Consider the following 19,604-nt stretch of genomic DNA (forward strand, 5'->3'; position numbering starts at 1 on the left):
TATTTACGTAACTTTCTCTGGTACTCTCTGCCCATGATTTAAAATTTTGAGAATATTCTATCCATGATAGCATCCGCAATGCTAATCACCTCCCCTGTTTGGAACCTCTAATCTTTACTTCTCCACCCGAAAGAAATCCATGTACCTTGATTACAAGATATGGTTTCCCATCATCTCTTGGTCTTGGGGCAATATCTACCTTGTCATGCTTTCTTCGTATAAGCCTACAAACAGGAGCCATATCTGCAGGATCAGTATATGCTTTCTAAAACCACTCCTTACAAGGGAACGGTTTTATTTCTTTTTGAATCGATTGCAAATCAGCTTTGTTTTTCCCCATGAATTGCTCCCTCTGAATAAGTTATACGTTAGAAATCAGTCCGTTAACCTTCTAGATTTTCAGCCAACTCGCTTTGTGAATTCAACTACCCATGATATGAATGAATCTATATCCTTGTAAATTTCATCCAAATTGAGCTGAACAGGCATACTGTCCATTGGCTGAGAATGCTCTGTAAAAGAATATTTGGTCATCATATCATCTATCATCTGACAATCAGAATCTTTAATCTGTGATATCTTCATTACTTTATTGTTTGTCATGATTCTTCTATGGAATCTATGCACCATTCCCAATAAAAGTACATCTTCCACAGATCTTTCAACGTAAATTCTGAACTGTTGGCATATCCTACTTACAGCATCATCATATTCTGGCAAATCAGAATCGATATTTCTTGTTCTAACAACTTTTGCCTTTAATGCATTTAGCTGAGCTTTGATTTTCCCATGATAAACTTCTTCAGACTCCGGTATACCTTTTCCACGATTAGCACTTCGAATATGTGCCTCTTGCATTTGTACATTATTCGCTTTGCAGACCTCTCCTATACCGACAAGTAAAGAAATACGATGTGTAAAAACTATTACCTGTCGAGATGATGCCAATTCTACAATCCTTCTTGTTGCCGCTTCTTCATAATTCAAGTCAAGTGATGAAATAGGATCGTCAATAATAATAGGAATACTATCGACCCTACCTGTTGCATCTGCAAAGAAAGCCGCCAATGCAACAATCCTTTGTTCACCTTCACTAAGAATATCCTCTGGCTTACATTTTATCCCACTGTCAGAATCAATACTCACCTTATAAGGCGAATTCCCTTTCTGTGATGTTCCTTTGCTTAACTTGACTTTAACATGTGGGGCAAGAATATTTAATTCCTTAGTAAAACGATCGATGTAAGCTTGTGTTATCAATAAATCTGCCAACACATTTGATTGTTTCGTGATTTTGTTAGTGGTGGTAAACTGCTTTGAACACTGCAAATCATCAATTTTTTTCAGATTTGTAATAACTCGTTGTATCGTCGATAAGTTGTCTACACACCATTTTTTGCATTTTAACACCTGTAAACTATTTATTAACTCTTCTTTTCCTTCTATTTCGAGGGCGCTAACTAGCGGTTTCTTCCCTTCTTCTAGCGCTGAAAGAATGGATTTCAAACTTGTAATAGCTTTTTCCAAGCCTACTTCAGATAATTTCAATGATAACTCTGTCACATCAGACAATAGTTTTATTTCTTCAATTCGCTTATATGTATCAACTATACTTTGAAGATTTTTCTTGTCCATATCTTCTAATAATTGCTGAACTACATCGCTACTATATTGTCTTTTACAAATCGAATCTCTATAGCTTATTAGCTCTTTTTTCGTCTTTTCCAGATCACTCAAACAACTACCATTAATAAATTCATTAACACTACTTATTCGTTCCTGAGTTTTCCCATAAATCGACTGATGGCAAAGTGGACAAATTGATCCTTCCTCTCCAAAATGATTTTTGTTATCTTCGAAAATAAATGATTCATAGTAATCTTTTGCTGATTTCCAAAGGTCTTTCCATGCTTTTACATTTACGCTTACACTATCTTGAATATCTGCTTTTTCTGAAAACAGTTTTCGAGATAAATCGTATTTTTCTTTTGTTTCACTCCAGGCAGAAACCATTTCTCCCAAGGATGCAGCATCCTGTTTACGATTTGCCTCTTCTAAATCCCTAAGAACCTGAGTGATTAACTTTACCCTACTTTCAATAATTTCAACTTGCTGTTTAACCTTTTCCCTGTCTAAAAGTCTTGGTATCTCCTCAAGTTGCTTTTGATCGTCTTCAGTCCACTCAATGAAATCTTCCGGAACTTTAGAATCTTTATTTATTTCCTTTAACCACGACATGCATTTATGATTTTTTATATCATCTGGAATAGTAATTGTTCTATCAAGAACATGGCTTTCACGTTCATCAATCCTTTTAGATATTTTATCTGCTACAATAGCCAGTTTCGATAAAACTGTAAATATGAAAGGTTGATACGACACCTTATTAGATGAAGTAATATATGCATTCGAAATTCGTGTATCAAAAACATCGCATGCGGATAAAATAGAAGACTGAATTCCTCTTGATAAATCATATGCTTCTTCTATTTCTTTGCCTTCATTTTTTATTCTAACCTTGCAGGAAGGTGTACTACCTTTAGTTTTTTTATACACATTCGGCTGTATTGCTTCTTCATATGGAGATCCGCTTAATTCTTTGAAGATTCTCATATAGCCAGACTTCCCTGTACCATTCAATCCATATATTACAGTAACACCGCTCTCAGAAAACTCTAACGAGGTATCTTCTGCCAATGCATTAACACTCTTGATTTCTGATAAAGATAAAACTGATATATTTTTATTCTCTTTTTCTGCTCTTATTGTTTCTACAGAAAGATGCTCATATTGAAGATCTTGCTGCCTATGCTGATCAATACACATATCCGCATACCGATCTATTTGTTTTTCATCGATTGTTTTTCCTGTATAGATTCTATATGTAGCATCTTGAAGCCAAAAAGGTTGCTTGATAAGCCATTTTCCAAATTGTTCATATGCATCATTAGTATTATCTGATACTTTTTTAGTCATTAGCTCCACCGTCCTAACTCATTGTCTTCATCACATCTAGCAAGCTCTGGTATATATCAACGTCGTGATATCTGACATTACTTGCGGACATTTCGTTAAATCTTGACCTGCTCAATTGGACGCAGATTCAAGCTATCCATGGTTCCTTTGGTCTCTGCCACAGAGAAAATATGCTTTACCTTTCCTTCATAGAAAGCAATTTCCCAGTCTGGAGAATAGTTTCCTACCGGTGTAGGTATCTGGAATGTTCTTGGAAGCTTTGCATATACACATACCTCTTCTGCTGCATCCAAATCCTCTGTGAAACAACGCTCCATGCTCTTTTCTGCTGATCCATCCGTAAATACATAATCTTGGATGGACCTCTTCGCCAAGAATGCCTTATCGAAGCTCTGGGTATCTTTTTCTGCCGTAAAGATTGAGCTATCATATTTGCCCTCGATAGAATCATATGAAATATGCTCAACGATCATCGCTACTTTCTGTTCATTAATCAGTCGAACCACCTTAGTAATAAATTCTTCCAGATTATTCCTGAACATATAAAGCCTATCAATGCGAAGACCAGCAAGAATTGCCCCTACTGTCTTTCTTCTCAGGGTAGTGCCTTCTGCAACTTTTCCAACAAGATCGTATTTCACTTTACTTGTCTCAGCATGTTTCAAGTTATATGTACCGCTTGATTCTCTGACAAATGAAGCACCTCTTCCTTTTTCGTACTCTAGTTTCATTACGTGTTGGATACAATGAAGCTTTGCTTTTGAACTCTGAAACTATTGCTCTGTACTCTGAAACTTTGATTTAGAGCATCATATTATTTCTTACTATATTATGCTTGTAATACTGTATATCCCCACTTCACAGGGTGGGTGCAAAGTGGGTGCACTTTTTAACGTTATCCATCCTGTGCACTCGACCCTAAAGCGTAGACATGTTCCCTCATACAGCCAAAACACGTTGAAAAACCGCGAGAACCCGGCTTAAAGCCACTTCGCATTAAACCTTTTAACGATAGCCCTCGCTAAACCCTGCTACACAAGGGCAAAAATGCACCCACCTAATCAGCCTTTGACATCAATACGACAGTCTCGACGTGGCACGACTGCTTCATATTAATGTCGAGTGTGTAGCCAAATTCACGTTCGTTCGCGGGAATTGGTCAAAGCGAATTTTTTGAGGAAAACACACCGATTTTACCCTTGTCCGTTCTCGGAAACAGGTCAAAGACCATGTTCCTGCCCAATAATATGCAAACGCACAGATTTACCAACCGCCTCAAGACTTCGCTCTGAGGGAATATGTCTGAAATCCCATCGTCTCAACTCTGCTCAGGCTTTATTTCCTCCGCCACCACGCTTTCCCTTGGCAACAATAAATAGTGCGATACTGCCAACCATACCCACCGCACCTAATACGTCCTTTCTAAAATTTGCACTCCTTTCGCGTCTGCAATTATCACATAACTTGTACTTATTAGTGCTTACAAGTTCACATCCGCACTTCTTGCAATAACGAATTTCTGGACCTTTATTATTGCTCATCATAATCACCTTCGGTATGTTCTGTTTCTACTGTCAACAGATTATGTAATGAATACTCAATTTGTGCCTTCGGATCAAAGGCTGTAATCCTCGCTGCAATATCGGTAAACTGATCAACTACTTCGATCCGCTTCTGAGAAGAATTCTCATTGAGCAACAATAATGTATCTCGCTCATTAAGTTTATTTTCCACTATGAAGGATTTGAATTCCTCTAAGCATTCCTTGCACGGTTCGTATTCTCCCAACATTGCGTATCCTTCACACTCGGTCTGCACAGAGTTAGTAATGTAAACAATTGCCTGAAATGCGTCAATTGCCTTCCTGCTGACGTCTTTTTCTTCTTTGAATTTACGCATCATTTGAAAATCAGGCTTCTGGGAATGTTCGGTGATATAATACATATTCTGAGAAAAGTTCCGCATCAATACTCGCTTTGCATCTGTCGCACTATGTATAACATCCAGCATAGCCGCTTCTCTCAGCTTTGCATCCTGAATCAGCCTTGCCTGCATTAGTTTATCCCTTGCTCCTTCTGCCATAGCAAGACGATCATTCTGAAGCTCTACATGGATTTCTCTTATTGCATAACCGACATATTCTATTTCATCAAGAATCTGAGCCATTACCGCGTGCATCGATAAATTGTTTAAGGACTGTATGAGATTAGGTGTCAAGGCCATGTCCTCAAGTCTCACCTGTTTAACAAATCCATCTGCGTCACGAATTGTTGGTAGTATTTCTCCCTGTTTATCAATGGTGAATCGATAGATTCCCTTATCTATTAAATCCTTCACATAGGAATCCATCTTAGCAACCATGATGCGATTCTTGTTTGCCATAGCTCCTATTACTTCTGCAATTGCAGGAAGCTTCACCTTGATATTTTCCCACTTACCAAAATATTGAATAAGACTTCTATTATCTTCATATGAGATAATGCTTAGTTCTCCTCGATTCGGCTGCCACTCTTCAATATTATATTCGAAGATCGGAACCATCTCGTATTTGTCCTGCTCACTGATTGGCCTCTTTGAATCGGCACTTTGAAATCCACAATGCGGGCAATTCGTAGCTTTATCTGATATTTTTGTCCCGCATTCCGGGCATAGTATTCTGCTCATTTATTCACGACCTTTCCTTTTTATTTGATGTTTCATAAGAGGCCTTGTAATTTTTGCGAAAAGTTTCCTCTACCGGTCAGCCCCATAAATTCTTGCATTTCTTTCCGGCTGCGAGGAACATAGCAAAATTGAATTAAATCTTGTATCGTGGCTTGCTCCTTATCTTGTTCCCTTATCCCGCTTATCAGAATCGGACTTTTTATAAGGATCTTGATTCATCAAATATAATCTCGCCGTTATTTTCTGCCCATACATAAAGTCAATCCTTCACACATCTACATCACTCATTAATCTTCCAGTGACCATAACGCTTGCCACCAATGCGTTCTATGCTGCCAGAGTCTTTCATCTCATCCATTTTTCTTTGTAAAGAACGATATGGAATATTAAGTATCTTTACAAGTTCTACCTGCGTAATCTTAGGATCATTTTGAATGACTTCTATTATCTTATCCACCAAAACATCATTCAAAACGCCACTTAAAACGTCATCTTGGCGTTTTGGCACTTTGGCTTGATCTATAAGTGCGCTTTGGAGTGCCCTAAAATGCAGATGAATATATTATATCTCAATTCTTATAAATAACTTCCCAATAGCCGTTCTGACTTGTCCCATGGCGTAGAATTACGGAATTCTTCTTTAGCTTATTCATATAATATTTCACAGTATTAACATCCCAGTTTAATTCATTCGCAATCTTTGCTTGTGTATGGTCCGGATGCTTCAGTAAGAGATTAACTAACGTCTTATCTCTTTCGCTCAGTTCAGCTTGCATAGTACCTTGCACAGTACCTTGGGTAGTGCCTTGGGTAGTGCCTTGGGTAGTCGGCCCGACCTTGGCAGTTGCAGCCTCAGAAAGGGGAATCACTGTCGTAAAAACATCTGCCTCTGTAAAGACAGGCTCTCCACCAGAATACATCTTCGTGTATTTATAGCTGTTGCGCATACCGCTTCCCAGCTCATCAGCAAGACCGATCTCACGGAACACTTTTGCTATCGGCGGATTCTTTGCAAATGGCCTAAATGTTTCCAGATTCAAGTTTCCGTGCCCATGCGCAAGGTTCGCATTCTCTGTTGTAATCTTATCCCGTTCAATGACAAGCTTCGGTACATATCCACTGGAAAAATCACGGTGCATGAGCAGGTTGGAAATAATCTCACGCAGGATTTTATCTCTGGCGCTTATCCGCTGGACACCATCCAATGTAAAAACATCATTCAGATGCTTCTTTCCAAATTCCATCAGACGATCATAACTTTCAATCAAGTTTGTGATCACCACATCCCTGTCATCATAACGATCAACATTAAACACTCTGAAAATAGCGTCTGTCTTATGCTGAGGTAACACGGATATGATACGGTTATCCGTGCCAAAGAGCAAGACTGCCGCAAGTGTGATACCTTCTTTGTTCGTTTCCGGATCCTCAAGTATAAGCCCACAGCTTCTGAGCATCTCCTCATCCGTCATGTCAATCCACGGATGGTGCTCAGTATTCACTCTCGTCATTCTCCTTGCTCGATCCATAAGATCATGACGAAGGCTTGAAACCGGGATGGCAGGGTAGACCTTATTCACAAAATAGGTGCTTTGCTTACGGGCATAAAGGTTGAAAACCATGTCCGCATTATCTGTAATATCGATGTCCGACTCATTATTGCGATCAAATATTCTGCCCGCATTGCGGTAAACGGTTTTTCCAACAGGGACATAGACATAAAGAACAATACGCCCATCGATCTCATATTCCTCTGTAGTCAAATAGAGTGGCGGATACATTTTTCTCTCATTGTTGATCGTCGTAACAAAATTTTTCTTCATCTGCTCAACGCAGTCTTTATCAACACCGAGAATCGTCCCGTTATCCTTCACGCCAAAGAAAATATGACCGCCATCCCGATTAGAAAAAGAGCAAACAGTATCGTAGACATCCTTCGTAATATCTGTTGTTGATTTTTTGAATTCGACTGTCAGCCCCTCGCCCTGACGAATCAAGTTCATCAAATTTTCAGGGAGTATCATATAACTCACCCCTTTCATATCTTTGATGCGTATAACTTGTGCTGGCTACAGCATAAGCTCATAGGACTAATCCTCGTCCTTTGGTACTGGAATATAAACCATCCTCAGCGTGATCTTAGTTTCATTATGTGTTGGATACAATGAAACCTTGCCCTTGAACTCTGAAACTTTGACTTTCCATTCTGAGTTTTAACCTAACACTTTTAAATCTAATGCTTGGTATTCCTTTTACTATTTACGGCTTATATCTGAGACTATACTTCCAGCAAATCATAGAAAGTACGCTCATCAATAATTTCTATATCTTGCCCCTCAAGCTTGAGCTTTTCTGCTTTCTTATGCTTTGATGACTTCTCACCTTTAAGAATTGCATTATAATCATTATCCCCAAGTATTAGATAGTTAGTTTGCTTAGTCACACTATTATCTAAGACGCCGCCGAGATTCACTACAATCTGCATCGCATCCTTGCGAACCATTTTCTCAAGCTTACCAGTAAAAACCACGTGCCGATTATAGAAAAACCCATCTTTATCAACAACCACTTCATCAGGCTTAATGGCTTTGATATCTATCCCTTTACCACCGTGACTTCCGCTAACAGGCCATAAATCTTCAATGACTAGATTCTTCTCAGCCATGCGTGTTTTAACAGCATCATATAATTCTTTCGTCGCAATACAATCAGCTAAAGCACGGTGTTCATTATTATGCAAACCCAAATAATCAGTTAAATTGGAGAGTCTGTGATGCTTCAACTCAGGATACAGTTTACGAGCAAATTGCATCGTATCCATATACTGATTAGACAATTGAGTCTTAAAACCCTCATTCAAAAAACGCATATCAAAAGAAGTATTATGCCCAAGAATAATATCCTCACCAATAAATGAAAGCACAGCCGTTTTCACATCAGCGATAGACGGCATACTCGCCAACATTTCATTAGTTATTCCTGTTAATGCTGTAATAAAACCATCTACTCCGGTACTCGGCTTAACCAGCTGATCATAACGGTCTACTATCTCATTGTTCCTGACCCTTAAAATACCAATTTCAATAATTTCATCGTAATACGCAGATAAGCCGGTCGTTTCGGTATCTAGCACACAATAATCATCAATAATCTGCCTAGTATAATTAGTATTCCTACTATACATAAAATACCCCCAACCCCAAAAACCGATTATTATAATCCAATTATAAAGAAGAACTTTACGCTAGCAACTCATATCACAATTTTTCTTGAAACAATATTATCGATATTCCCAAATCACTTAAAACTACAATTTTTCAAAAAATATTCAACCCACCCTATACCAAAATCGCTAACATACTACAAGCAAACCGCACATAAACAGGTGGGTGCAGGGTGGGTGCAAAGTGGGTGCACCTTTTAACGTTAACATCCTGTGCACTCGACCCTAGAGCGTTGATATCTTCCCTCATACAGAAAAATCGCACTCAAAAACCGCAAGAACCCAGCTTAAAGCTGCTTCGCATTAAACCTTTTAACGATAGCCCTCGCGAACCCCTGCTACACAAGGGCAAATTTGCACCCACCTAATCAGCCTTTGACATCAATACAACACTCTCGACGTGATGAGTGTTGGGATATATGTCGAACGCGCGCAAAGACTGAACGCTGTAGCCAAGCTCCCTAAACGTGCCAACATCGCGAGCAAGACTAGTCGGATCGCAAGCAACATACACAACAGCTCTTGCTCCAGACTTCGCAATCTGCTTACAAACTTGAGCTTTAGCACCAGCGCGCGGAGGATCTAACACAACAACATCAGGATGCGCAAATCGGCGAACAATCTTAGACGACTTACTCGCCTTAAACACCTGCGATTCAAGCGTTTGCGCAACATCGCCTTCAAGCGCTTCAACAATATCTCTGCTAAGACCTGCGCGCCCAATGTTTCGCCTTGCATTCTTTACAGCAATCGGTGCACCCTCAATACTAAGCACGCGCGCAGGCTCTGCAGAACCAGAATCGCCAGCAAAACTAGATAAAGCTCCGCCAACATTAGCCAAAGTCGCAAGCGGAATCGTAAACAAACCAGATCCAGAATACAAATCCCACAAAACCGTATTCTTAGTGCGACCACCAAGCGCAGAACGGACTAATCCCAAAACGTAGCTCACCAAATGCTCTGGAGCTGCGCGATGAATCTGCCAAAAACCGCGCGCGTCAACATCGTAATCAAAAGTACGCGCACGCGATGAATCGCCAGCAGCCGCAACGCGCACGCGCTCGCGCAACAAAGCCGAACCCGCAACCAACTCATCATTTACTATAAGCGCATAATTTTCGCCAATCGCACTAAGAAGCGCAGCCTTATCGCCAGAAACACCAAAATCCAAACCATCAACCCTAGGCTCTGGAACAGCAAGACGAATTTGCGCATTTGGCGAAAAAGAACGATTCCACAAGTCCAAAGAATCCGCAACAGCCAAAACTGCGCGCGACGCAAGCGGCATAGTATCAATCGCAATGCGATCATGCGACTCGCGCTTACGCATAGACAATCGCCCTTCATCATCCGCAACCAACTCCATGCGCGTACGCCAATTAAACCCGTTAAGCTCCTCGTCCCCTGGCATGCGCTCAACACTAACATCGCTTTCCGCAACATCCATATGCGCTAAACGCTGGAATTGATTGGCAATTACGGAAGCCTTCCAACGAATCTGACCAGGCAAAGAAACGTGAATTAAATCCGCGCCGCCAACTCCGCCGCCCTGAGCCAAAGGACCAGCGAGCTTCCATTGCGGCTCCACACGATCCGCACTAGGCTCCAAAACTTCTACAACTTCGCCAGTAAAAAAGTGCGCTTTTGCACGCATCGGCTCATCCATGCGCACAACAACCAGCTCACCAGGAAGGGCAAATCGCACGAATACAACGCGTCCTTCGAGATGACCTACGCATCTACCTTGATCCGCATATCGCTCGATTCGCATCGTTACTTGCATGTACTACCCCTTAGTTTTGCGTTTTGTTAAGCTGATTCTCTAACGCTGATTTTCTAACGCTGATTTTTGTTAAGCTGATTTTACTTCACTTGAATTTACATCGTTTTGATCTTCATCACCCTGCTTTGCCTCTCGATTTTTATGATGAAGCCGCATAAACGGCGTTGCAATAATCAAGTAAGAAACCCAAATTGCGAGTGCCCAAAACGGCAATCCCATAATCAAGCGAACGGTACCAAGCCATACAACGTGATTCGTCAAATATAATGGCACTTGCAAAACGAGCCTCAGCACAAAAACAGCAATCCACAATCCTGTCACATACATATACGCTCGCTTAAGCGGCTTATAATCGAGCCATTCATGAAGCCACGCACCAAAGTTTTCTGTAGGCATTTTGCGAATTGACTCAATCACAAGCCCTAAAGCAGGCACGCGCACAATCAGCGAAATAGCAAGAAGCGTACCATAAACAGCGTTTGTAATAAAACCCATCATGTAGTAGTCGCGCGCTTGATGACTCGTCCACACCCAAATAAGGCAAATTGCAATGGAAACAAGTCCACTAATTGCTCCCATAAGCGATTGTCTCTGAATAAGACGAACCACAACTTGCAAAACAGCAATCACAGCTGCCACAATAACCGTTGTTTGTACGTTACGCGTTACAACAAAGCAAATAACAAACAGCAAGCCTGGAAGCATGGATTCAATTACGCCTCGAATGCCACCCAATGAATCAATTACAGAAAATGTAGACCCTTCTGCTCCGATTGAAGCCAATGTCGCTAATCCTGAGCGTTTTTTAGTCTGCACAAAATTGTTGGTTTGCGCATAATCGTCGAGTTTTACTTCATTTGAAAACTCTTGCGAAGAAAACTCTTCTTCGACCTTCTGTAAAGATTCCTGTGAATCCATTCAATTAACTTTCTACTACTTGCATTATCTAATTTCAGCAAACATTGGACCGCGTGTAAGCGTAGTTTTTACTTCTACTTGTTGGTCGTAACCTAATGGTTTATCGTCTTTTTTTAGTGCATTATTAGCATCTTCATCAGACGTATTATTTTCCCCATCTTTACCGCTATTTTCTGCATTTAAAGCAGCTTCTTTTTCTTCTCTAGTTATTGGATCATGCATAGGAATAAAATCGCGAGGCGCAAGCGGCTCTTCACCACGATTTACAACAATCCCCTTAAACCATTCGTCTAATTGTTTTGTTTCGTTATTATTATCTGCAAGCTCTGTTGCTGCAGGTCCAGAGAATACTCCGCGAAGCATCCACCTAGGACCATCAACGCCAACAATACGCGTTGTAATGGTTTTTTCTCCAACTTTTACAGGCAACAGTAGCTCAGTACCGAATTCGCCTTGTACTGTACACGCTTGACTATTACCATCAAGCAAATCTTTGCATACTTCTAGCCAAATACCAGATGTTTTAGGCGCAGCAAAAGCTTCAACTTCTACGCTTGAAGAACCATAAGTTACTGTCATACCAAGAACTTGCGATGTTTCATGCTGCTTTTTTACTCGCAACTCAATGCCTTGAAAATATGGAATATAGATTGAACCAAAATCTAGATAATCGCTAAAATCAGGAGCATCTTCATCATTGAAATCCCATGGACCAGTTTTTACCTCTACGATTTTGTCTTCAACTTTTGAAGATTTTTCTTCTTCATGTCGGCCAAATAACCAACCCATTATTCCTCATTTCTTAAAACAACAAATCTACAAAAATATATTTATTACTTATTATTGTAAATTGCCTAACTTCACCAGAATAGCACAAGCAAAGCACTGAAAAATTTGCGTATATAGTACATTCATATACACGTGCGATTATTTAGTTATTTCACATTATGCAAATTAATACTTACGCATCACACGTCATACTTTATACTTAACGGCGCGTGATCAGACCATCGCGCATCATAACTTTCAGCACGATCGATCACAAATCCGCGAGCGCTTTCCGCAATTTCAGGAGTTGCGAACTGGTAGTCTAATCTCCAGCCAACGTTATTGTCGAAAGCTTTACCGCGCTGACTCCACCAAGTGTATGGTCCTTGAATATCTCCTGCAAGCATGCGCATAACGTCCACAAATTCATATTCGTTAATCCAGCGATCAATATAAGCGCGTTCCTCTGGCAAGAATCCTGCACTTTTTTCATTAGCCTTAGCGTTTTTAATATCAAGTGAAGTATGCGCAATATTAAAGTCACCGCACAAAATCGCTTGATTTCCGCCACTTGCTGCAATATTTCGAAGCTCCCCCAAGCGTATAAGCATTGTGTCTAAAAAGCGGAATTTTTGTTGCATTTTTTGCGGATCGTCCACATTTCCAGCATGAACATACACAGAAGCAATAGTAATTTCATACCCTTCAGGGGTACGCACGTCAGTTTCAACCCATCGCCCAGAATCAACATCCTCACTTAAACCAGGCAAACCGTAGCGTTTTTCAACTACAGGAAGAGACGTAACTAGAGCTACTCCAGCTCGACCTTTTACACGGCAAACTTCATTTGTATAAGTAAAATTATCGTTTTTTATAGAATTTACGATATTTTCAGACGTACGATATCCCATTTCAATTTTTGTCATAATTGGGTCGATTGCATCCTGCGGAGCGCGCACTTCTTGCATACACCACACGTCTGGAGTATGCGCGTCAGACCAGTTAAGCATACCTTTGCGCTCAGCTGCACGAATACCGTTTAAATTCGAAGTCGTAATTGTAATCATGTAATCAACTCTAATATGTACACAACACAAACAGCTCCACCACTAAGCAACAGACATAAATCACGCAACCAACACAGATTACAAGTTATGGATTACTCAACCAATAAACACGGAATTAATAGAAAAATAAAAAGGTGCAGATTCTATAAAACCTGCACCTTTTTATCAGCTTGTACTATTTAGTCTAAACCAAGTTCCAAATTTCCTCCTGGAATTGCATCAAGCAAATCGCGAGTGTATTCCATCTGTGGATGATCGAATACCTCATCTGTAGTTGCATGCTCAACAAGCTTTCCATGCTGCATAACAACAACTTCGTCTGCAATCTGACGAACGACAGCCAAATCGTGTGTGATGAACAAATAGCTCAAACCACGCTCCGCCTGCAAATCGTTAAGCAAGTGCAAAACCTGATCTTGCACAAGCACATCCAAAGCAGATACAGCTTCATCGCAAACTATAACATCTGGGTCCAAAGCCATAGCACGAGCAATCGCAATTCGTTGACGCTGTCCTCCAGAAAGTTCGTTCGGGAATCGAGTCATAACTGAAGCAGGCATACGAACCATGTCTAGAAGCTCTACCACACGGTTTTTACGACTCTTTTTATCACCAATCTTATGAATACGCAAAGGTTCTTCAATTGAACGATAAATTGAGTACATAGGATCCAAAGAACCATACGGATTCTGGAAAACTGGCTGCACATGGCGACGGAAGTCAAGCAAATCCGAACCCTTTAAATCGGAAATATTCTTACCTTCGTAAGTAACAGTTCCACTTGTTGGCTTAAGAAGTCGCAAAACCATATTCGCAACAGTAGATTTACCTGAACCAGATTCACCAACGATAGCTAACGTCGTACCACGCTTAATAGAGAATGAAACGTCGTCAACAGCCTTAAAAAGCTCTTTCTTGCGAGGAAGCTTAAACTCACGAGTTAAGTGATCCACAGTAATAATATGCTCACTTTTTTCGAGAGTTTGCTCACCTACTACGTGATGCTCAAGCAAGTTATCAGCGTTACCACCGTGTTCTTTAACAGAAATAATGCGCTGAGAAGCTAAGCTTGGAGCGGCAGCAACAAGTCTCTTTGTATACGGATGCTGAGGATGCTGCAAAACTTCCAACGATGGGCCAGACTCAACAACACGACCCTTATACATAACAACAACATGCTGCGCGCGAGAGGCAGCCAAACCTAAATCGTGTGTAATGAAGAGAACAGAAGTTCCGAGCGAATCAGTTAGTGTATGCAAATGGTCAAGAATACGCTTTTGCACAGTAACATCCAAAGCGGAAGTTGGCTCATCTGCAATAAGCAAGTCCGGTCGGCAAGCCAAACCAATAGCAATCAAAGCGCGCTGACGCATACCACCGGAAAACTCATGTGGGAACTGACGTGCACGAGTTGCAGCATCTGGCAAACCAGCTTCATCGAGCAAACCAGCAATACGATCTTCAACGCTTGCACCTACAACATACTTTTTGGCAATTTCCCAAGCTTTGTCGTCATTTACACCATATTTGATTAAATCGTCTGCTACGCGCCAACGAGTTTCAGAGCCTGGAACCCACTCTTTCTTGTAGTAATCAATAGCTTCATTGAACTTTTCAGCATCGTTATGCTCATCAAGCCCAACTTCTTTCAAAGCTTTCTTAGCAACTTCAATCAAATCTGGTAATTCTTTAGAGCCAAGGAATGTTTCATCCTCATTGCTTTTGACTTGAACAGAATCGCCTGCAAGAGCCTCAGCTAATGAAGAACGCTTCTCGTGATCAACGTCAACACCATTTGCGATTAATGCTTCTTTAACTTGTTCGCCAATACGCCACACAGGGTTCAAGTTGCTCATAGGATCCTGCGGAACTAGGCCCATTGCAGTACCACGCAAGGCAGCAATCTCTTTTGGCTTCAAACTGCTAATTTCTTTACCCTTGAGCTTAATAGATCCACCTGTAACATGACCGGTTCCAGGAAGAAGACCAAGAACAGCCATTGCAGAAGTGGACTTTCCTGAACCAGATTCACCTACAATTGCAACCCACTGACCAGGATAAACACAGAAGCTAGCATCTCTAACAGCATGAACAGCTTTTTTTGAGTCTGTTGTGAAATCAACCTGGAGATTTTTTACTTCCAACAATGGCCCTTGCTCTAGCTGCATGGCGCGAATGTCTATATCTTTACGTGTTGTATTCATAAGTTTTATTCCTCCACGCTAAATTCACGCCTTACGGCTCTTCGGATCTAATGCATCCTTTACAGCATCACCCATCATAATAAAGGCGAGCACAGTAATTGCGAGCGCAATAGACGGATAGAACAAGACTTCTGGGTTCGTAGTAAGAACATTTCTAGCGGTAGAAATATCTCCACCCCAGCTGACAGTAGTACTTGGTAAACCAATTCCAAGGAAGCTTAATGTTGCTTCCAACACAATATAAGTTCCAAGCGAAGTTGTTCCAACAACAATTATTGGAGCCAAAGAGTTCGGGATAATGTGTTTGAAAAGATTACGTATTGGAGTAGATCCTAAAGCAGTAGATGCGGTATTGAATTCAAGATTTTTTGATTCCATAACAGCGCTTCGTGCAATACGAGCAACGCTAACCCATCCAAAAAGCACCATAACAAGCACAATTTTCCAAATTGATTTAGATGTACGGAACATTTGTAAAACTACGATTGCACCAAGAAGCATTGGTAAAGCCAAGAAGATATCAGTTATTCGGCTGAGAATAGTATCAACCCAGCCTCCGAAGAATCCTGCTAACGCACCAATTAAAGAACCAACAAGTACAACCAAAATAGTTGCAAGCAAACCAACACTTAGCGATGTACGAGTACCATAAACAACTCGAGCATAAATATCGCAACCTTGCATATCAAAACCAAATGGATGCGCGGCTGAAGCTGGCTCAAGAGAGTGTTCCAAAACGCAATAATTAGGATTGTGCTTTGTAAGAATGCTTGGGAAGAATGCAACAAAAATAATTGCAATAATCAAAATTGCAGAAACAATAAACAATGGATTCCTGCGCAAAGTTCTCCAAGTATCTGCCCACATACTCGTTGCAGCAGCGGATTCGTCTACGGAATCCACTTCTTGAATAGGCGTATCGTCTAATGGTGCAACGTAGCGTTCTTGCCCCGGTAATATATTGCAATTTGAAGCATTATTTGCAATCAAATCATTTTTCATCAAATTATCTTCCATAGTGTACTCCCCTCACGCGTAACGAATGCGCGGATCAAGAGCCGCGTACAACATATCAACAAGAAAATTGCTAAATACAAATATCAATGTCAAAAGCGTGACAATGGAAACAACAAGGTTTCCTTCTCCTTTTAGAATCCCTTGATATGTGAGGAATCCAACGCCATGAATGTTGAAGATTGTTTCCGAAATCATTGCACCGCCCATAAGAGCACCCAAATCCTGGCCTAAGAAGGTGACGACAGGTATAAGCGAGTTGCGCAAAACGTGGCGAACAATAACAGAGCCTTCTTTTAAGCCCTTTGCACGAGCTGTACGCACATAATCAAGCGAAATATTTGAAGAGATTTCAGATCTTGTAAGTCGAATGATATACGCCATAGACACAGAACCAAGAACCATTGCAGGAAGAAGCAAATCGAAGAATCCAGGATCGTTACTAGCTGTAACTGGTAATATACGCCATTTAACACCAAATAAGTATTGTCCTACGAAACCTGTCACAAATGTTGGAACAGAAATAAGAAGAAGTGATACAACCAGGATCACACTGTCATACCACTTGCCTTTCTTCAAACCTGAAATTATGCCAAATATGACACCAAATATTGCTTCGAAAGCGAATGCCATAATTGCTAGTTGAACAGTAACTGGGAATGCACGACCAATTTCATCGATAACTGGTTGACCTGCAAAAGTATGACCAAAATCGAGGGTAAGAGCATTCTTTAAGAAAAGTAAATATTGAATAATAAATGGTTTATCTAAGTTATACTCGGCTCGTATTTGTGCAGCCACTGCAGGATTAACAGGTTTTTCTCCAAACATTGCTTTTACTGGATCTCCAGGCAAAGCAAATACTAAAGCATAAACTAATAATGTTGTGCCGAGAACAACAGGAATCATCTGCAAAATACGACGCAGAATGTACTTACCCATCGAATTCTCCTTGAATTGTTAAAACTTACTCAAAAAACAACAAAGTGCCACTCCAGCTCAATAGTTTTATTTAACTAGTTTAGCTGGAGCAGCAATTTCGCAATAAGCGATATTAAATTATTGAGAAGAACCAACTAGTGTTACCTACTAACTTTCTAAAAAGTATGTAACACTATGCTGTTTTCTTAATTAGCTACCAGCTTATTTGTGAAGCTGATAGTACAGCGGCATATTCTGCCAATCCATTGTGAAGCCCTTCAAAGTTGGAACCATCACAGCCTTAGCGTTCGAGTAGAACAATGGGACAGATGGAAGATCCTCAAGAAGGATTTCGTTTGCTTGCTGATAGAGCTTAATAGCCTCTTCTGGCTTAGCAGATGCAGCTTTCTTAAGTAAATCGTCGAACTTTGGATTCTTATAATCACCTTCGTTGGAGCCATTGCCATCAGCTGCAACGGAAGCAAATTCCTGAGTCAAGTAATTTTCTGCACTTGGATAATCTGGCATCCAACCTGCACGCCATGCACCCTTAATCTGACGCTTAGCGCAAGCATTACGGAATTCCTGGAATGTAGGAATTGGAGTGGTTTCAGCCTTGATTCCGAGATTATTCTTGAGGGAATTCACAACAGCATCAAACACAGACTTCGCATTTCCATCGGCATTGTAGGAGAAAGTAAGAGATCCATCATACTTAGAAATCTTATCTGCCTTAGCCCAAAGTTCCTTAGCTTTCTTTGCATTAAATTCTACGTTCTCATGACCCTTAAGATCAGCCTTATAGCCTGGAGTCAATGGAGAAGTAAATTCGTTTGCAGGAGAAGCAGTGCCATTGAGAATCTTGTTGATAATCACCTTACGGTCTATAGCCATAGAAATAGCTTGACGACGAAGCTTACCTTCTTCAGTCTTTACATCGAAGTGTGGGAGACTTGAAGGAATAGTGAACTGTTGGATTACAGAACCTGGACGGTTATAAGCCTTAACAGTTGTATCTTTCTGGAAAGTCTTAGTTTGGGTATCTGGAATATTATCAGTCATATCGAGGTTTCCAGCCTGCACATCGCGGTATGCAGCGTTACCATCTGTATAAACCTTGAAAGTTACGCCATCATTCTGAGCCTTACGTGGACCATCGTAATCTGGGTTCTTCACAACTTCAATCTGCTTGTTGTGATCCCAAGATTTGAACAAGTATGGACCAGAAGAAACAGGCTTTTCGCCATAAGCCTTTGGATCCTTGTAGAAGGATTCCGGAAGTGGAGCAAATGCCAAGTAGCCAACCTTAATTGGGAATACAGAATCTGGCTGTTCCAAATCAACGGTAAAAGTATTTTCATCAACAACCTTCAAACCAGAAAGCTGTTCGTCACCCTTAGTACCATCCTTCTGCAAATCAGCATAACCTTTAATGGTTTGGAAGAAGGAAGCACACTTCTGAGCATTCTTAGCGTTAGCGACGAAGCTCCAAGCTTTCACAAAGCTTTCGGCTGTAATAGGAGTGCCATCGCTGAACTTCTTTTCTTTCTTAACCTTCACGGTGTACTGGGTAGCATCAGCATTTGGAGTGATGCTTTCAGCATCCTCATTCACAGGATTACCTTTTTCATCGAAAGTTACCAACGTGGAATTAACCAACATGGCAGGACGAGCGCCAGCATTTTCGTTAATATTTCCAGGGACTAATTCGTTTTGTGGCTCAGAGTTTGAAACGGTAATAATAACCTTGCCACCGTTTGTTTGTGCATTCTTAGCGGAAGAGCCACAGCCACCAAGTAACATTGCCAGCGAGCAGGCAGCAGCAGCGAAAGCCAAAGCCTTATTCTTCATATATTTTTCTCCTAACGTCTGGTAGGCAGGATTGTCATATCACAAAAAAGCCAAACATCAGCTAAAACATAAAAATCCATCCGGTTTTTATTGCCAGATGGATTCTCGCAAGCCAATGACGAGGCCTCTTCGTTGATTAAAATTCAATGATACGTATTTTTACAAACAATGCAATAGTAAAAGAAAATTGAAAAAAATATTGTATATTAGTAATA

Annotated in this window: 15 protein-coding genes; all 15 read right to left on the minus strand. The window is 40.7% G+C overall.

What is annotated here, in order from left to right; translation table 11 throughout:
- Nucleotides 1-399 precede the first annotated feature (399 nt).
- The 15 genes from HXT39_RS04470 to HXT39_RS04540 all read right to left on the minus strand — a co-directional run bounded on the left by HXT39_RS04470 (nt 400) and on the right by HXT39_RS04540 (nt 19,389).
- On the minus strand, nt 400-2,976 hold the full coding sequence (locus HXT39_RS04470) for an AAA family ATPase (protein WP_102703425.1): 2,577 nt from the start codon (nt 2,974-2,976) through the stop codon (nt 400-402).
- Between the two features lie 95 nt (nt 2,977-3,071).
- Complete coding sequence (locus HXT39_RS04475; RefSeq protein ID WP_199172881.1) at nt 3,072-3,707, minus strand: hypothetical protein; 636 nt, start codon at nt 3,705-3,707, stop codon at nt 3,072-3,074.
- Nucleotides 3,708-4,304: 597 nt separating this feature from the next.
- Nucleotides 4,305-4,517 carry a hypothetical protein gene (locus HXT39_RS04480; RefSeq protein ID WP_101896516.1) on the minus strand — a complete coding sequence of 71 codons (213 nt, stop codon included), beginning with the start codon at nt 4,515-4,517 and terminating at the stop codon, nt 4,305-4,307.
- Nucleotides 4,507-5,640, minus strand: coding sequence for a zinc ribbon domain-containing protein (locus HXT39_RS04485; protein ID WP_102703424.1), 1,134 nt, complete (start codon nt 5,638-5,640; stop codon nt 4,507-4,509). The genes HXT39_RS04480 and HXT39_RS04485 overlap by 11 nt, the downstream gene beginning before the upstream one ends.
- A gap of 280 nt (nt 5,641-5,920) precedes the next feature.
- Nucleotides 5,921-6,148: a winged helix-turn-helix domain-containing protein gene (locus HXT39_RS04490; protein ID WP_158245254.1), complete on the minus strand. Its 228-nt coding sequence runs from the start codon at nt 6,146-6,148 to the stop codon at nt 5,921-5,923.
- Nucleotides 6,149-6,209: 61 nt separating this feature from the next.
- Nucleotides 6,210-7,664, minus strand: coding sequence for an RNA-binding domain-containing protein (locus tag HXT39_RS04495; RefSeq protein WP_102703423.1), 1,455 nt, complete (start codon nt 7,662-7,664; stop codon nt 6,210-6,212).
- A gap of 254 nt (nt 7,665-7,918) precedes the next feature.
- Nucleotides 7,919-8,824, minus strand: coding sequence for a 3'-5' exonuclease (locus HXT39_RS04500; RefSeq protein WP_102703422.1), 906 nt, complete (start codon nt 8,822-8,824; stop codon nt 7,919-7,921).
- Between the two features lie 403 nt (nt 8,825-9,227).
- Nucleotides 9,228-10,646 carry a class I SAM-dependent RNA methyltransferase gene (locus HXT39_RS04505; RefSeq protein WP_102703421.1) on the minus strand — a complete coding sequence of 473 codons (1,419 nt, stop codon included), beginning with the start codon at nt 10,644-10,646 and terminating at the stop codon, nt 9,228-9,230.
- Nucleotides 10,647-10,715: 69 nt separating this feature from the next.
- Nucleotides 10,716-11,564 (minus strand): DUF3159 domain-containing protein, encoded by an 849-nt coding sequence (locus tag HXT39_RS04510; protein WP_233186357.1) that lies wholly within the window; start codon nt 11,562-11,564, stop codon nt 10,716-10,718.
- Between the two features lie 24 nt (nt 11,565-11,588).
- Nucleotides 11,589-12,353 (minus strand): DUF3710 domain-containing protein, encoded by a 765-nt coding sequence (locus HXT39_RS04515; protein WP_004105066.1) that lies wholly within the window; start codon nt 12,351-12,353, stop codon nt 11,589-11,591.
- Nucleotides 12,354-12,532: 179 nt separating this feature from the next.
- Nucleotides 12,533-13,399: an exodeoxyribonuclease III gene (locus HXT39_RS04520; RefSeq protein WP_004110377.1), complete on the minus strand. Its 867-nt coding sequence runs from the start codon at nt 13,397-13,399 to the stop codon at nt 12,533-12,535.
- A gap of 179 nt (nt 13,400-13,578) precedes the next feature.
- Nucleotides 13,579-15,603, minus strand: a complete 2,025-nt coding sequence (locus HXT39_RS04525) for a dipeptide ABC transporter ATP-binding protein (protein WP_033888614.1) — start codon at nt 15,601-15,603, stop codon at nt 13,579-13,581.
- 24 nt (nt 15,604-15,627) lie between these two features.
- Entirely contained in the window at nt 15,628-16,620 is a 993-nt protein-coding gene (locus tag HXT39_RS04530; RefSeq protein ID WP_004110381.1) for an ABC transporter permease, read from the minus strand.
- A 12-nt stretch (nt 16,621-16,632) separates the two neighbouring features.
- Nucleotides 16,633-17,559, minus strand: coding sequence for an ABC transporter permease (locus HXT39_RS04535; RefSeq protein WP_004105077.1), 927 nt, complete (start codon nt 17,557-17,559; stop codon nt 16,633-16,635).
- Between the two features lie 201 nt (nt 17,560-17,760).
- Nucleotides 17,761-19,389, minus strand: coding sequence for a peptide ABC transporter substrate-binding protein (locus HXT39_RS04540; protein ID WP_103013944.1), 1,629 nt, complete (start codon nt 19,387-19,389; stop codon nt 17,761-17,763).
- Nucleotides 19,390-19,604 lie beyond the last annotated feature (215 nt).

The organism is Gardnerella sp. DNF01159 (assembly GCF_049244215.1).
Lineage (GTDB): Bacteria > Actinomycetota > Actinomycetes > Actinomycetales > Bifidobacteriaceae > Bifidobacterium > Bifidobacterium swidsinskii.

Coding starts and splice junctions, on each gene's coding strand:
- HXT39_RS04485 (WP_102703424.1), bottom strand. CDS start 5,640: ATGAGCAGAATACTATGCCCGGAATGCGGGACAAAAATATCAGATAAA.
- HXT39_RS04470 (WP_102703425.1), bottom strand. CDS start 2,976: ATGACTAAAAAAGTATCAGATAATACTAATGATGCATATGAACAATTT.
- HXT39_RS04495 (WP_102703423.1), bottom strand. CDS start 7,664: ATGATACTCCCTGAAAATTTGATGAACTTGATTCGTCAGGGCGAGGGG.
- HXT39_RS04515 (WP_004105066.1), bottom strand. CDS start 12,353: ATGGGTTGGTTATTTGGCCGACATGAAGAAGAAAAATCTTCAAAAGTT.
- HXT39_RS04525 (WP_033888614.1), bottom strand. CDS start 15,603: ATGAATACAACACGTAAAGATATAGACATTCGCGCCATGCAGCTAGAG.
- HXT39_RS04540 (WP_103013944.1), bottom strand. CDS start 19,389: ATGAAGAATAAGGCTTTGGCTTTCGCTGCTGCTGCCTGCTCGCTGGCA.
- HXT39_RS04535 (WP_004105077.1), bottom strand. CDS start 17,559: ATGGGTAAGTACATTCTGCGTCGTATTTTGCAGATGATTCCTGTTGTT.
- HXT39_RS04480 (WP_101896516.1), bottom strand. CDS start 4,517: ATGAGCAATAATAAAGGTCCAGAAATTCGTTATTGCAAGAAGTGCGGA.
- HXT39_RS04510 (WP_233186357.1), bottom strand. CDS start 11,564: ATGGATTCACAGGAATCTTTACAGAAGGTCGAAGAAGAGTTTTCTTCG.
- HXT39_RS04520 (WP_004110377.1), bottom strand. CDS start 13,399: ATGATTACAATTACGACTTCGAATTTAAACGGTATTCGTGCAGCTGAG.
- HXT39_RS04475 (WP_199172881.1), bottom strand. CDS start 3,707: ATGAAACTAGAGTACGAAAAAGGAAGAGGTGCTTCATTTGTCAGAGAA.
- HXT39_RS04505 (WP_102703421.1), bottom strand. CDS start 10,646: ATGCAAGTAACGATGCGAATCGAGCGATATGCGGATCAAGGTAGATGC.
- HXT39_RS04530 (WP_004110381.1), bottom strand. CDS start 16,620: ATGGAAGATAATTTGATGAAAAATGATTTGATTGCAAATAATGCTTCA.
- HXT39_RS04500 (WP_102703422.1), bottom strand. CDS start 8,824: ATGTATAGTAGGAATACTAATTATACTAGGCAGATTATTGATGATTAT.